Source organism: Nesterenkonia aurantiaca (assembly GCF_004364585.1).
Taxonomy (GTDB): Bacteria; Actinomycetota; Actinomycetes; order Actinomycetales; family Micrococcaceae; genus Nesterenkonia; species Nesterenkonia aurantiaca.
Genome location: NZ_SOAN01000006.1, coordinates 156,879 through 170,245, shown reverse-complemented (window position 1 = coordinate 170,245; position 13,367 = coordinate 156,879). Strand labels below are relative to the sequence as shown.

At 68.0% G+C, this 13,367-nt stretch carries 14 protein-coding genes and 1 tRNA gene; 5 read left to right on the top strand and 10 right to left on the bottom strand.

All coding sequences use genetic code 11. The features are described from left to right. Positions 1-294 precede the first annotated feature (294 nt). Together EV640_RS09130 and EV640_RS09125 are read right to left on the bottom strand one after the other, a co-directional pair. The gene (locus tag EV640_RS09130) at positions 295-960 is read right to left on the bottom strand and encodes a LuxR C-terminal-related transcriptional regulator (protein ID WP_036473234.1); all 666 of its coding nucleotides are present in this window, start codon (positions 958-960) and stop codon (positions 295-297) included. Beyond that, on the bottom strand, positions 953-2,374 hold the full coding sequence (locus EV640_RS09125) for an ATP-binding protein (RefSeq protein ID WP_166645899.1): 1,422 nt from the start codon (positions 2,372-2,374) through the stop codon (positions 953-955). The genes EV640_RS09130 and EV640_RS09125 overlap by 8 nt, the downstream gene beginning before the upstream one ends. Before the next feature lie 136 nt (positions 2,375-2,510). Here EV640_RS09125 and EV640_RS09120 point away from each other — a divergent pair, with 136 nt between their 5' ends. Continuing rightward, complete coding sequence (locus EV640_RS09120) at positions 2,511-3,884, top strand: PspC domain-containing protein (RefSeq protein WP_051500773.1); 1,374 nt, start codon at positions 2,511-2,513, stop codon at positions 3,882-3,884. Continuing rightward, positions 3,881-4,348, top strand: coding sequence for a hypothetical protein (locus tag EV640_RS09115; protein ID WP_133726315.1), 468 nt, complete (start codon positions 3,881-3,883; stop codon positions 4,346-4,348). The genes EV640_RS09120 and EV640_RS09115 overlap by 4 nt, the downstream gene beginning before the upstream one ends. 154 nt (positions 4,349-4,502) lie before the next feature. On the opposite strand, the gene rplL is transcribed toward EV640_RS09115, so the two are convergent. The 7 genes from rplL to EV640_RS09080 form a co-directional block, all read right to left on the bottom strand. Beyond that, a complete protein-coding gene (gene rplL / locus EV640_RS09110) occupies positions 4,503-4,880 on the bottom strand; it encodes a 50S ribosomal protein L7/L12 (protein WP_133726314.1) in 378 nt (125 codons plus the stop codon). 60 nt (positions 4,881-4,940) lie between these two features. Then, on the bottom strand, positions 4,941-5,459 hold the full coding sequence (gene rplJ / locus EV640_RS09105) for a 50S ribosomal protein L10 (RefSeq protein WP_036473229.1): 519 nt from the start codon (positions 5,457-5,459) through the stop codon (positions 4,941-4,943). 378 nt (positions 5,460-5,837) lie between these two features. Beyond that, positions 5,838-6,542 carry a 50S ribosomal protein L1 gene (gene rplA, locus EV640_RS09100; protein WP_036473228.1) on the bottom strand — a complete coding sequence of 235 codons (705 nt, stop codon included), beginning with the start codon at positions 6,540-6,542 and terminating at the stop codon, positions 5,838-5,840. A gap of 108 nt (positions 6,543-6,650) precedes the next feature. Next, on the bottom strand, positions 6,651-7,082 hold the full coding sequence (gene rplK / locus EV640_RS09095) for a 50S ribosomal protein L11 (protein ID WP_036473227.1): 432 nt from the start codon (positions 7,080-7,082) through the stop codon (positions 6,651-6,653). A gap of 239 nt (positions 7,083-7,321) precedes the next feature. Further along, the gene (gene nusG / locus EV640_RS09090; protein WP_084479290.1) at positions 7,322-8,218 is read right to left on the bottom strand and encodes a transcription termination/antitermination protein NusG; all 897 of its coding nucleotides are present in this window, start codon (positions 8,216-8,218) and stop codon (positions 7,322-7,324) included. 104 nt (positions 8,219-8,322) lie between these two features. Beyond that, positions 8,323-8,634, bottom strand: coding sequence for a preprotein translocase subunit SecE (gene secE, locus EV640_RS09085; RefSeq protein WP_084479289.1), 312 nt, complete (start codon positions 8,632-8,634; stop codon positions 8,323-8,325). Positions 8,635-8,672: 38 nt separating this feature from the next. Continuing rightward, positions 8,673-8,745 (bottom strand) — tRNA-Trp (locus tag EV640_RS09080). A 174-nt stretch (positions 8,746-8,919) separates the two neighbouring features. On the opposite strand from EV640_RS09080, the gene EV640_RS09075 reads away from it, so the two are divergent. The 3 genes from EV640_RS09075 (at position 8,920) to EV640_RS09065 (ending at position 12,079) form a co-directional block, all read left to right on the top strand. Further along, positions 8,920-10,134, top strand: a complete 1,215-nt coding sequence (locus EV640_RS09075) for a pyridoxal phosphate-dependent aminotransferase (RefSeq protein WP_036473225.1) — start codon at positions 8,920-8,922, stop codon at positions 10,132-10,134. A 139-nt stretch (positions 10,135-10,273) separates the two neighbouring features. Continuing rightward, on the top strand, positions 10,274-11,305 hold the full coding sequence (locus tag EV640_RS09070) for a 6-phosphofructokinase (protein ID WP_036473224.1): 1,032 nt from the start codon (positions 10,274-10,276) through the stop codon (positions 11,303-11,305). 66 nt (positions 11,306-11,371) lie between these two features. Further along, positions 11,372-12,079: a hypothetical protein gene (locus EV640_RS09065; protein WP_133726313.1), complete on the top strand. Its 708-nt coding sequence runs from the start codon at positions 11,372-11,374 to the stop codon at positions 12,077-12,079. Between the two features lie 58 nt (positions 12,080-12,137). On the opposite strand, the gene ygfZ is transcribed toward EV640_RS09065, so the two are convergent. After that, positions 12,138-13,301: a CAF17-like 4Fe-4S cluster assembly/insertion protein YgfZ gene (gene ygfZ / locus EV640_RS09060; RefSeq protein WP_036473223.1), complete on the bottom strand. Its 1,164-nt coding sequence runs from the start codon at positions 13,299-13,301 to the stop codon at positions 12,138-12,140. Positions 13,302-13,367 lie beyond the last annotated feature (66 nt).

The following is a 13,367-nucleotide window of genomic DNA, read 5'->3' as shown; positions in this document are numbered from 1 at the left end:
GATGCGCAAAAGTACAGAATAGACCACGAAGACAGCCCAAGGCAAGATGAAGCCACTGGGGCATGAGACGCGAGGGCTGTGCCTGACGCCGAATGGGAAGGCCGGCGGAGAGTGTTAAAGGGGCTCCGGGCTTTCTGGGCAGTAACTGTACCAGCCTGCGTGCACAGGACGTGCGATGGGACACACCCCCGGCGCGCCGGGGATGAGGCGCCGGGTGTCGGGCGGCAGGCGCCGGGTGTCGGGCGTCAGGCGTCAGGCGTCAGGCCTCAGGCGTCAGGCCTCAGGCGTCAGGCGTCAGACGATTCGGCGCCGCTCCGCCCAGCGGGTGAGTTCGTGGCGCGAGGAGAGCTGCAGCTTGCGCAGCACCTTGGAGACATGGGTCTCCACGGTCTTGATCGAGATGAACAGCTCGCCGGCGATCTCCCGGTAGGTGTAGCCGCGCGCGATCAGCCGCATCACCTCCACCTCGCGGGCCGAGAGTCGGTCCAGCTCCTCGTCACGCACGTCCTCGACTCCCCCGGTGCCGAAGGCGTCGAGCACGAATCCTGCCAGGCGTGGCGAGAACACCGCGTCTCCGGTGGCGACGTCCTGCACGGCCTGGACCAGGTCGGCGGTGCTGATGGTCTTGGTGACGTAGCCTCGGGCCCCGGCGCGGATCACCGAGACCACGTCCTCGGCCTGGTCAGAGACGCTGATCGCGAGGAAGCGCACCTCGGGGAGGTCGCGGCAGGCCCGCACGACCTCGGCCCCTCCCCCGCCGGTCCCGCCGGGCAGGTGCACGTCGAGCAGCACCACCTCCGGGCGTCCGGCCCGGACCGCGGCGATCGCGGACTCGACGTCGTGGCCCTCGCCGATGACCTCGACCCGGCCCGAGAGCTCCGACTTCAGTCCGGCGCGGAAGATCCCGTGGTCATCGACGATGACCACCCGGCGCAGATCGCCGGTCGACTGCTCATCCATAGGTCTCCTCGCGCTGAGGCATCGTCTCGGTGGCCGATTCCGGGGCGGTCGTCGCGGTCACGGGCATGCGAATCTGGACCTCGGTGCCGGTCTCGCCCGAGCGGATCCTCGCCGACCCGCCGGCCCGGTTCATGCGTCCGATGATCGATTCGCGCACGCCCAGCCGGTCGGACTCGATGCCGCCGGGGTCGAATCCGGTCCCGCGGTCGCGGATGAACACCGCATCCTCGGCAGCAGTGGACTCCAGGTACACCGAGGCAGGACCGGCATGCTTGAGCGCATTGACGATGCCCTCCCGGGCCGCGGCCACCAGGACCCGGTGATCGCTGCGCTGCGATTCCCCGACGGCGACGACCTCCACGGGCACGCTGTGCAGCTCCTCGAGCTCGGCGGCGACGCTGGTCAGCTGCTCCTTCAGGGTTCCGGTCTCGGGGCTGTCCCGGCTGTAGAGCCAGCCGCGCAGCTGCCGCTCCTGTCGCCGGGCCAGCCGTTCCACGGATGCGGGGTCGTGGCGGTGCTTCTGGATCATGGCCAGGGTCTGGAGCACCGAGTCGTGCAGGTGGGCCGCGATGTCGGCGCGCTCGGCCTCTGCGGCGGCGCGGGCACGTTCGGTGTTGGAGGTGCGGTAGAGCCGGATCAGCCACGGCGCGGTGACCAGGGCGACGCCGGCCAGCAGCATCGCCGCCACCATCAGTCCCAGCAGGAGGTCCGCCGCGGGCAGGAAACCACCGGCCAGGAGCAGCAGTGCCAGGATCACCAGCAGCGCCCCGATGGCGAACTGCCACAGGATGGCCTGCCGGGACCGAGCCCCGGGGGCACGCTGGCCTGGTGTCTGGTCCGCGGTGCTGGGGCCGATGGCGTCCACCTGGGACCAGGCGAGCAGCACCCCGACCCCCAGGATCAGCGGAGGTCCGATGAGCCACCAGTTGATCTGTGCGCCCAGCAGCTGCAGCCCGATCAGCCCGGCCCCGCCCAGCAGCGCTCCGCCCAGCAGCACCTGCGGGGAGCTGGTCAGGGAATGGAGCAGCTCGCGTCCTCGGGTGCTCCAGTACTGCGCGGGTTCCGCCTTGGGATCGATGCCGCTGGCGGCACTCCCCTGCGTTCCGGTGCTCTCCTGACCCGTGGTGTCGCCGCCCTCGACTGCAGGGCCGCTGAGGCCCCGGGCTGCCGCATCGGGTCGCGGCTCGTCCTGGAGTGGGACGAAGATCCAGAGCCAGCAGTAGAGCAGCAGGCCAATACCGCCGGCGATGCTGAGTCCGATCATGACGGTGCGCACCGAGGTCACCGAGATCCCCAGGTGACGGGACAGGCCCAGGCAGACCCCTGCCAGCGGGGTCTGCGCGGCGCGCAGCAGCGGAGGCCGCTGCGGGCGCGCGCTGTTCTGCGCCGGGGGCGTCTGGCTGGCGCTGTCCATGTTCTCCATACTGCCACGCAGACCGGTGCACTTCGATGGTCTGAGCCCCATATCGGGGGCCCGGGGCCAGGATTCAGGGTTCAATCAGGGTGCCCCCCAATAGCGGAGAGAGGCGCGCCCGGCGGAGACTGGAGGCATGGACAATCAGAAGCCTGAGACAGGCCGCCGCTTCTTCGACTGGATGCGCACCACAGGACTCGTTCGCCCCGAAGAAGGCTGGCTCGGGGGAATCTTCGCCGGAATCTCACTCAAGGTGGGATGGGACGCCGCCCTGGTGCGGGGGCTCGGCGTCGTCGCCTTCATCATCTTCTTCTCCCCCGCGGCACTGCTCTACGGGCTGGCGTGGATGTTCATCCCAGATCGCGAGGGAAGGATCCATGCGCAGCAGGCGGTGCGTGGCGACTACACCTCGGGATTCATCGGCGGTGCCGTCCTCACGGTCATCGGCGCACTGAACATCTTCACCCCGGTCAGCATCGCTGGACCGCTCGCGGTGCTGTTGAACCTGGTCATCCTGGCAGCAGTGGGCTGGGCCATCTACGTGATGGTTCGCAATCATCGGCGGCGCTCGAGCACAGCAGGCACGCAAGGATCAGCCTCCGGCGCCGCGGGCCGGTCGACCCCGGGCCGCTTCGACGCCTCAGGTCAGGGCAGCGCGGGAAAAGCTGAGGCCGGGAACTCGAAGCCGCCGCGTGCGGACGGGAAACCGGCCTGGTATCCCAAGGAAGATTCAGCCACACCGAGCCCGGCCGCTCACGCCTCCCCTGCTGCTTCCGCTGCGGCCCCGGCGAGCTCCGTGTCCGCCAGGACCCGGGAGCCCCGCCCGCAGCCCTCGTTCCGAGAGCAGGCCGCCCGGCGTCGTCGCCGTCAGCTGAGCTGGGGTCTGGCGATGCTGGCCCTGCCGGTCATCGTGGGACTCGCCTGGTTCGGCGGAGGACTCGGGCTCTCCAGCACCACCGTGGCCATCGCGGCCACCGCCGGTCTGGTGCTGGTACTCGGGCTGACCCACTTCACGGCGGCGCTGCGCGGGCGCCCCGGCACTCCGGGGCTGCTCGCGCTGAGCACTGCGGTCATGCTGGTGCTCTTTGCCGGACAGAGCGCCTCCGGCTTCGGCGGCGGATCGAACCACGCTTTCGGCGACTACACCACCACGGAGACCCAGGTGCAGAGCGTCTTCGCCAACACCACGGTGGACCTGCGCGACCTTGAGGCGCTGAGCGGACCGGCTGATCCCGTCGTCTGGGACGCCCAGGTCAACCAGGCCTTCTCCAACACCACGGTGATCGTCCCCGACGAGACCCAGGTCCTCCTCAGCAACGGGCAGGCGCTGAGCAACCTGGAGATCGCCACGCAGGACGACGGCCTGGAGCGTTCGGGCATCTCCGGCGGGGACCTGGTCATAGGACCCGAGGACTCCGAGGATCAGATCCATCTGGAGCTCAACTCCGCCTTCGGCAACATCACGATCTATGACTCCACCACCTACGAGCAGGAAGGTGAGCAGCGATGACCGCAGAGCACCCCGAGCAGGACGCGCGCACCCACCCCACCCGGCCGCTTCCGCCCGAGCCGGCCGAAGTCGACGAGCTGCTGGCTGAGTCGCTGCGGGCGCAGAGCGAACGAGACTTCACCTGGAAGGAGCCCGAGCGCGGCCCCCGCTGGTTCGAGCGCGCCGAGGCGGAGGCGGCGCTCAGCGCCGGGACCGCTCCCCCGACCGGCACAGCGGCGGCCCCCGCTGCGAAGGGTCCGCTGGCGGCGACCTCCGGCCGAGCGGACTCCAGGTCGATCCAGGGACCCCGCATCTCCGGGGCCATCTATGCCGCGATCGCGGTGGCCCTGGCGCTGTGGGTCTTGGCGAGCACCGTGCTGGGGATCTACATCGACTGGCTCATCGTGGCTCTCGGAGTCTTCGCCCTGGCCGGGCTCGCCCTGGTCGCGACCGGGCTGATGCCCAAGCCTGGCAGCCGACTCTGATCAGACATCCAGCGTCTCGGGAACACGGAGTTTCTGGAACACGGAGTTTCAGCAATACAGAGATCCAGCAATACAGAGATCCCCCGGAAGGAAGCCTTCCGGGGGATCTCTGTATGCAGTCAAGACTGCCTGGATGCGGCTCTCGCCGCCCCGATCACTTGAGGGTGACGGTGGCGCCTGCGGCCTCCAGGGTCTCCTTCGCCTTCTCGGCGGTTGCCTTGTCGACACCCTCCAGGACGGCCTTGGGAGCGGAATCGACGACGTCCTTCGCCTCCTTGAGACCGAGGGAAGTCAGACCGCGCACCTCCTTGATGACACCGATCTTCTTCTCGCCTGCGGCCTCGAGGACCACGTCGAACTCGGTCTGCTCTTCTTCTTCCTCAGCGGCTGCTGCGGGAGCTGCTGCGGCTGCTGCGGGAGCAGCTGCAGTGACGTCGAAGGTCTCCTCGAAGACCTTGACGAACTCGGAGAGCTCGATCAGGGACATGTCCTTGAACTGTTCGATCAGTTCGTCGTTGCTCATCTTCGCCATGGGGGCGCTCCTTCTAAGTGTTTAGGGGGTGTTGCTTGCGGATCTGTGGTGAGCTCGAGCTCAGGCAGCTTCCTGCTTCTCGCGCAGCGCCTCGACCGTGCGAACGGCCTTCGACAGCGGCGCCTGGAACAGTGCAGCAGCCTTGGACTGGACGCCGATGAGGGCACCAGCCATCTTGCCGAGCAGAACCTCACGGGATTCAAGATCCGCGAGCTTCTTCATTCCTGCCTCATCGAGGGCTACGCCATCCATGTAGCCGCCCTTGACGATGAGCTCAGGGTTGCTCTTGGCGAAGTCACGCAGCGCCTTGGCCACGTCCACGGGGTCCCCGTGGACGAAGGCGATTGCGGAGGGTCCGGACATCTTGCCTTCAAAGGCGTCGATGCCGACTTCCCGGGCCGCAATCTCGGTGAGCGTGTTCTTCACCACAGCGTAGTGTGCGTTCTCTCGCACGGACCGGCGCAGAGTCTGCAGCTGGCCCACGGAGAGGCCGCGGTATTCCGTGAGCACTGCGGCAGTCGAGTTGTTGAAGAGTTCCTTCAACTCATCGACGGCGGCAGCCTTCTCAGGATTCGCCATGGCACTCCTTCCGATCATGTAAGCCGGTCACCACCCTCGAGCTGGGGCATAAAAAATGCCCCGCTGCGCAAGGCACGGGGCAAGGCTTCCGACGTGAGGCTGGCCGCGTTTCACCGCGAGCAACTTCATAGAAGAAGAGCTGATCGTGTCCTGCGCAGGTCGCCCGATTCGGGTCTTTACGTTGCATCGCCTCACAGACATGATGTCTGCTGACCACGCAGATCAGCCAATGATCTGCGCACGAGAACAACGACCGGCGGTCTTTGGTCAACACTCACGGTACACGCGGATCATCCTCCGCGCAAAACGGGGTGAACCGATGAGGCCCCCGTCCGTGTGGACGAGGGCCTCAAAGGGTGCTGCGTGAAGTGCGAGGTGTCAGTCCGTGAGCACCTTGGTCACGTTCGGGTCCACCGGGATGCCGGGGCCGAAGGTGGTGGTCACAGTGGCCTTGGCGATGTAGCGACCCTTCGAGGCCGAGGGCTTCAGGCGCAGGATCTCTTCCAGGGCTGCGGCGTAGTTCTCCGCCAGCGCCTTCGCGTCGAAGCTGGTCTTGCCCACGATGAAGTGCAGGTTCGAGTGCTTGTCCACGCGGAAGGTGATCTTGCCGCCCTTGAGCTCGTTGACGGCCTTGGCGACGTCCGGGGTCACCGTGCCGGTCTTCGGGTTCGGCATCAGGTTACGCGGACCCAGGACCTTGCCCAGGCGACCGACCTTGCCCATCATGTCGGGCGAGGCGACGGCGGCGTCGAAGTCGGTCCAGCCATCGGCGACCTTGGCGATGAGCTCATCGCCGCCGACGTAGTCAGCCCCGGCCTCTTCAGCCTTGGCGATGTTGTCACCCTGGGTGAAGACCACGACGCGGGAGGTCTTGCCGGTGCCGTTGGGCAGGATGACCGTGCCGCGGACCATCTGGTCGGCCTTGCGCGGGTCCACCGAGAGCCGCATGGCGACCTCGACGGTCGCGTCGGACTTCGACGGGTTGATCTCCTTGGCCAGGGCTAGCGCCTCGGCCGGGGAGTACAGGGCATCTTCGTTGACCTTCTGTGCCGCTGCTTCATAAGCTTTGCTGCGCTTTGCCATCTGCGTGTTCTCCTTAGCAGTCGTGGTACGCGGGTCGCGCTCGACCCTTCCCACCGTCCGACTCATGGGCCGGACTGTTTGTCAGTTGATGGTGGGCGTGAGCCCGGTTCAGCCTTCGACCGTGATGCCCATGGAGCGGGCAGTTCCGGCGACGATCTTGGAGGCCGAGGCGAGGTCGTTCGCGTTGAGGTCCTCCATCTTGGTCTGAGCGATCTCTTCGACCTGTGACTGGCTGAGCTTGCCGACCTTCTCGGTGTGCGGCACGCCCGAGCCCTTGGCCACGCCTGCTGCCTTCTTGATCAGCTCGGCGGCCGGCGGGGTCTTGGTGACGAAGGTGAAGGAGCGGTCCTCGTAGACCGTGATCTCCACAGGGATCACATTGCCGCGCTGAGCCTCAGTCGCGGCGTTGTAAGCCTTGCAGAACTCCATGATGTTGACACCGTGCTGACCGAGTGCGGGACCAATCGGCGGGGCCGGGTTAGCGGCACCTGCCTTGATCTGCAGCTTGATCAGGCCGGAGACTCTCTTCTTCGGGGCCATGTTTAAGCGTCCTTTGCTTGCGTGGTGGCCTCAAGCTCTCGCGCCGCCGAAAGCGGCGCGTGGGGCTTGAACCCTCACCTGGTGTCCCTGTGCCACAGGAGCGTGACGCAGGGGGGTGGCCATCATGGCGTGATGACCGGTTCGACGCCGCCGGCCAAAGCCACCTGCGGCATCGAAAGTCTTGAGTTTTCGCACGATCCGGACCCACGACGTCGTCGGCCCGGCCATGCTGGTGAACCTCAGTAGATCTTCTCGACCTGGTTGAAGTTCAGCGTCACCGGGGTCTCGCGCTCGAAGATCGAGACGAGGACCACGAGCTGGCGCGAGTCTGCGTGGATCTCCGAGATCGAGGCCGGCAGCGTGGCAAAGGGGCCATCGGTGACGGTGACCGATTCACCGATCTCGAAGTCCACCTTGACATCGGAGGCCGCCGGAGCGGCCGAGCCGTCCTCGCCGTGCTTGGGCGCATCGGGCTTGCCCAGGAGGTGATCCGAAAGCATGTCGAAGACCTCCTCGGAGCTCAGCGGGTGCGGGTCGTGGGCGTTGCCGACGAATCCGGTGACCCCCGGGGTGTGGCGCACGACGCCCCATGAGGCGTCGGTGAGCTCCATGCGCACGATCACATAGCCCGGGATGCGGACCCGGCTGACGACCTTGCGCTGAGTGCCCTTGATCTCCACGACCTCTTCCATGGGGACCTCGATCTCGAAGATGTGGTCCTCCATGTCCTGGGTCTGGATCCGGGTCTCCAGGTTGGACTTCACGCGCTTCTCGTAGCCCGCGTAGGTGTGCACCACGTACCAGTCGCCGAGCTGGCGGCGCAGCGTGGACTTCAGTGCGGCGGCGCGCTCCTCGTAGGACTTCTCCTCCTCGGGAACCTCGGCCTCGGCGGGAGCCTCAGCCTCGGCGTGAGCCTCAGAGTCGGCTTCGACGTCGGCATCGGTCTGCGCCTCGGTCTCCTCGGCGGCCACATCGGCGTCCGCGGACTCCTCGTCGGTCCCGGCTTCGGTCTGCTCGGCCGTCTCGACAGCGGCTGAGGTCTCCTCGGCCGCATCGGTGCCCGCTGCTGAATCGGCGGCGGCATCCTGGGCGGCGTCGACCTCTTCGGTCTGCTGCGAAAGATCCTGTTCAGACACTGTTCTCCTGCTTTCCGTGGTGCTCACCGACACACGGCGAGCTCTCGTTCACGTGGTGGATGCCTGGCTGCGGCATCTCGTCATGGTCATCTGGCAGGCCCGGCTCAGTCCTCGGCGCCGCCGTCGACTCCGGCGGGCGGCTCCACTGGCTGCTCGACGCCTCCGGTGGACCCGAAGAGCGCCTCGGCGCCTCGGCTGAAGATCGCGTCGAAACCGGTGACGATTCCGATCACGATGACCACGAAGACCAGCACCACCAGCGTGTAGTTGGTCAGCTCCCGGCGGGTCGGTACGACCACCTTGCGGAGCTCGTCGATGACCTGGCGAAGGAACAGCCACAGCTTCCCGAACGGGCCCTTCGGATCGCCGCCGGCAGGCGTGGAGCCCTGATCATGCGTCGAAGGCGACTGGGACACGAAGACTCCATCTGTTCACGGTTAAGGCGGGTGCCTAGCAGGGCAGACAGGACTCGAACCTGCAACCTACGGTTTTGGAGACCGTTGCGCTACCAATTGCGCCACTGCCCTAGGGGAAACTGACCCTCCGCCACATTACCGCATCGAGAACCGGAGCACCGGTTTCGGGGCACGATGGATCGGAGGTGCCTGAGACACCGAACGATCACTCTACGCCCTCGGCCCGGTGGGGGACAAACCGGTAGGCTTGGATCAGTCCATGAATCCCGAAAGGATCCCCCAGACATGACTGCTCCGAGCTCCCGCATCTCCGACCGTATCGGCTCCATCGCCGAGTCCGCCACCCTTGCCGTGGACGCGAAGGCCAAGGCGATGAAGGCCGCAGGTGAGGACGTCATCGGGTTCGGTGCAGGCGAGCCGGACTTCCCCACCCCGGGATACATCGTCGAGGCGGCGCGTGAGGCGGCGCTGAACCCCCGGTTCCACCGCTACTCCCCCGCCGCCGGGCTGCCGGAGCTGCGCACCGCGGTGGCACAGAAGACCACCCGGGACTCCGGCTACCGGATCAAGGGCGAGGCGCTGGAACCGGCGAACGTGCTGATCACCAACGGCGGCAAGCAGGCGGTGTACAACACCTTCGCCACGCTGCTGGATCCCGGGGACGAGGTGATCCTGCCGGCTCCGTTCTGGACCACCTACCCCGAGGCGATCAAGCTGGCCGGCGGCGTGCCGGTGGATGTCTTCGCCGGACCCGAGCAGGGCTACAAGGTCACCCTGGCGCAGCTGGAGCAGACGCTGAGCCCAGCGACGAAGGTGCTGGTCTTCGTCTCCCCCTCCAACCCCACCGGCGCGGTCTACTCCGCCGAAGAGGTCCGTGAGATCGGCCGCTGGGCCGCGGAGAAGGGCCTGTGGGTGGTCACCGATGAGATCTATGAGCACCTCACCTACGACGAGGCCGAGTTCACCTCGATCGCCGCCATCGAGGAGCTGGCCGATCAGGTGGTGATCCTCAACGGTGTCGCCAAGACCTATGCGATGACCGGGTGGCGTGTGGGCTGGATGGTGGGCCCGACCGACATCATCAAGGCGGCGGCGAACCTGCAGTCCCATGCCACCAGCAACGTCGCCAACGTCTCACAGATGGCCGCGCTGGCCGCCGTCGAAGGCCCGCTGGACGCGGTCGAGGAGATGAAGACCGCCTTCGACCGGCGCCGCCGCGCCATCGTGAGCGGACTCAATGAGATCACCGGGTTCTCCTGCCCCACACCCGAGGGCGCCTTCTACGCCTATGTCGATGTCCGCGAGGCGCTCGGTCGCGAGATCGCCGGTCGCACCCCGCAGACCACCGCAGAGCTGGCCGAGCTGATCCTGGAGGAGGCGAAGGTCGCCGTCGTCCCGGGCGAGGCCTTCGGACCCAGCGGATTTCTGCGGCTCTCCTACGCGCTGGGTGACGAGGACCTGGCCAAGGGGCTGCGCCGGCTGCAGGACCTGCTCGGCTGATCCCCCTCGCCGCAGAGACCCGGCTGGCCCGGGCCTCTGCGGATTCCGCTGCACCCCATAGACTGAGGCGAAGCAACCTGCCGAGGAAGTCAGGCCTGAGATTTTTCCTGAAATCCATGAAGGGACGAGCTGAATCACCATGCGCATCGGACTGCTCACCTCCGGCGGCGACTGCCCCGGCCTCAATGCCGTCATCCGCTCCGCCGTGCTGCACGGCATCAAGAGCTATGGCGATGAGTTCGTCGGCCTCAAGGGAGGCTGGCGAGGGCTCATCGAGGGCGACTACATCGACCTTCCCCGACAGTCCGTGCGTGGACTCTCCCGCGAGGGCGGCACCATCCTCGGCACCTCCCGCACCCACCCTTACAACCACCCGGGCGGCGGGCCGGAGAACATCGCCAAGCAGCTCAAGCGCCATGACATCGACGCTGTCATCGCCATCGGCGGCGAGGGCACCCTCGCCGGCGCCAAGCGGCTCGCCGACGACGGGATCCCTGTGGTGGGCGTGCCCAAGACGATCGACAATGATCTCAAGGCCACCGACTACACCTTCGGCTTCGACACCGCGATCTCCATCGCCACCGACGCGATGGACCGGCTGCGCACCACCGGCGAATCCCACCACCGCTGCATGGTCGCCGAGGTCATGGGCCGCAACGTCGGCTGGATCGCGCTGCACTCCGGCATGGCCGCCGGGGCCCACGCCATCCTGATCCCGGAGCACAAGGTCTCCATGGACCAGGTCTGCGAATGGGTCGAGCAGGTCCACTCGCGCGGACGCTCACCGCTGGTGGTCGTCGCCGAGGGCTTCATCCCCGAGGACGCCGAGTCCGCACTGGCGGGCAAGGGCGAGGAATCCGACGGACGCCCCCGGCTGGGTGGCATCGGGGAGTGGGTGACCCACCAGATCGAGGCCAAGACCGGCATCGAGTCCCGAAACACGACCCTGGGCCACATCCAGCGCGGCGGCAACCCCACCGGCTATGACAGGGTGCTCGCCACCCGATTCGGCATCCGCGCCCTGGACCTGGTGCACGAGCAGGCCTGGGGCCATATGGCCGCGCTGCGCGGCACCGAGATCGTCAAGGTCGATCTCGCCGAGGCGCTGGACGGGCTCAAGACCGTGCCGCAGGAGCGTTATGAAGAGGCCCAGATCCTCTTCGGCCGCTGAACCGGTGCCGCGGACCACGAACCCGACAGCTCCCCCAGGCCGGCCCCCAGAGAGGGGGCGCACCGGATGAGCCTGGCGGACCATACGCGCAGCATCATCGCGCTGTCCTGGTCTCGGATGCTCGGCCTCGAGGACGAAGCCCTGCTCGGCGAGGGATCCCATCATGAGGTCGTCACCTCCGACGGCTCCTCGGCGACGTTCCTGCAGCTCTTCGATCACACGGTGCTCAGCGCGCCCACCGAGGTGCTCCGCCAGGCTCGCAGGCTCGCGCCGGGCGAGCTGGCCGAGGAGCGTCGCCTCTTAGAGATCTGCCACCGGCATGCCGTGGGCACGCGCAGCCTGGGTGCCGCGAGGCTGCTCTACGCGGAGGAGCCGCCTGCCCTCGACGCTGCGCAGCGCGGGGCGGTCTCCTTCGATCCGAGGCATGTGGGCGCGGCGCTCGCGGCGTCACCGGCGGATGACGTGCTGGCCTCCGGCATCGCGGAGGCCCCTTGGACCGCCGCCCTGGTGGACGAGGACACCGGGACGGTGCTCGGCGCCGCCGGGCGTGAGCTCTGGGCCGGGATGCTGGGCCACCTCGGGGTGCTCACCGTGCCGCAGCAGCGCCGCGGCGGGGTCGGGCTGCACCTGGCCGCGGTCGCGGCGGAGGAGGCCTTCACCGAGGGGCTGATTCCGCAGTGGCGCGCCCGCACCGAGTCCCTCGGGTCCCTGCGCATCGCCGCAGCGCTGGGGTTCAGCCCCGCGGGGGCACAGATCACCGTGGTCTTCGACTGAGCCCTGTGTCTAGCGTCTGGCGTCTGGCGTCTAGACGAGCCTGCTCAGCCGCCGCGGATCAGCGGCGCTGGCCGCGCAGGAAGTCGCCCTGCGGGCGTCCTACGGCCTGGCCGGCGTCGGGCCGCACGATGACCTCCTGCGCCGCGGCATAGTAGGTCGCCGAGTCGGCGTCGCCGTCGCGCACCACCAGCTGCAGCGTGGGATCCACCTTGCGCTTGACCAGGGCCAGCGCGATCGGACCCATCTCGTGGTGGCGAGCCACCGAGGTCAGCTTCCCGACCGGACGCTCCTGGGCCAGCTCCTCCGGGGTCGCCGAGGGGTCGGCCGCCAGGATGTCGGCCCCGAGGGCCGGAAGCGTGTGTTCGCTGCCGTCCAGGTGCAGGAAGACCAGGCGGCGCGGCGGGTGGCCGAGGTTGTGCACCCGCGCCACGGTCTCCTGGCCCTTATAGCAGCCCTTGGACAGGTGCACGGCGGTGCGGATCAGGTCCAGCTCATGCGGGATGGTCTTCTGATCCACCTCGCGGGCCAGCCGGGGGCGCCAGGCGGCCACCCGAAGCGCCTCTGCGGCCATGGTGCCGGCCAGGTTCCAGCCGGCCTGCTCCAGTCCGGCGACCGTGGCTTCCAGCGCGGTCCGCGGGACCACGCTCAGCCGCCAGGACCAATCCACACCGGGGTGGTCTGCCTCGGCGACCTGGGCGTAGCTGGCCGCGCCAGGGCCGAGCTGCGGCCACGGGTCGTCCCAGCCGACGACGACCTCGGCGGCGGCTGGAGCAGGCAGAGCGGCGGTGGATCCGAGCACGGCGTAGTCGGCGGTGCGATCGGTGATCTCCACGCGAAGCATGAACTTCATCGAGTCCAGCCACTGGGCCAGCACCCCGCCGTGGGAGTTCTCAGTGATCAGCCAGACGGTCTCGCCGTCGTCGACCACCGCCGCGTCGTGCTCGATGCGTCCGGAGATGTCCAGCAGCAGCAGCTCGGTGGACTCCCCCGGCTTCAGCCCGGCGACCTCCTGGGAAGACAGGGTGGTCAGCCAGGTCAGCCGGTCGGGCCCGGAGACCGTGACCACGCTGCGGTGGGAGAGATCGACCACGGCGGCGCCGCGGGCCAGGGCTCGCTGCTCGCGGGTGGGGTCCCCGTAGTGGGCGGCGACGGCGGCATCATCTCCGCCGTCAGCCACTGCACCATTGCGGTCGAGCAGGGGCGACTTCGAGTTCTCATCCACGGGCGGACTCCTTCATCGGTGCGGCGCGTGCGCTGGGCGCACGGCGCGGGGGTCCTGCCGCGGGTC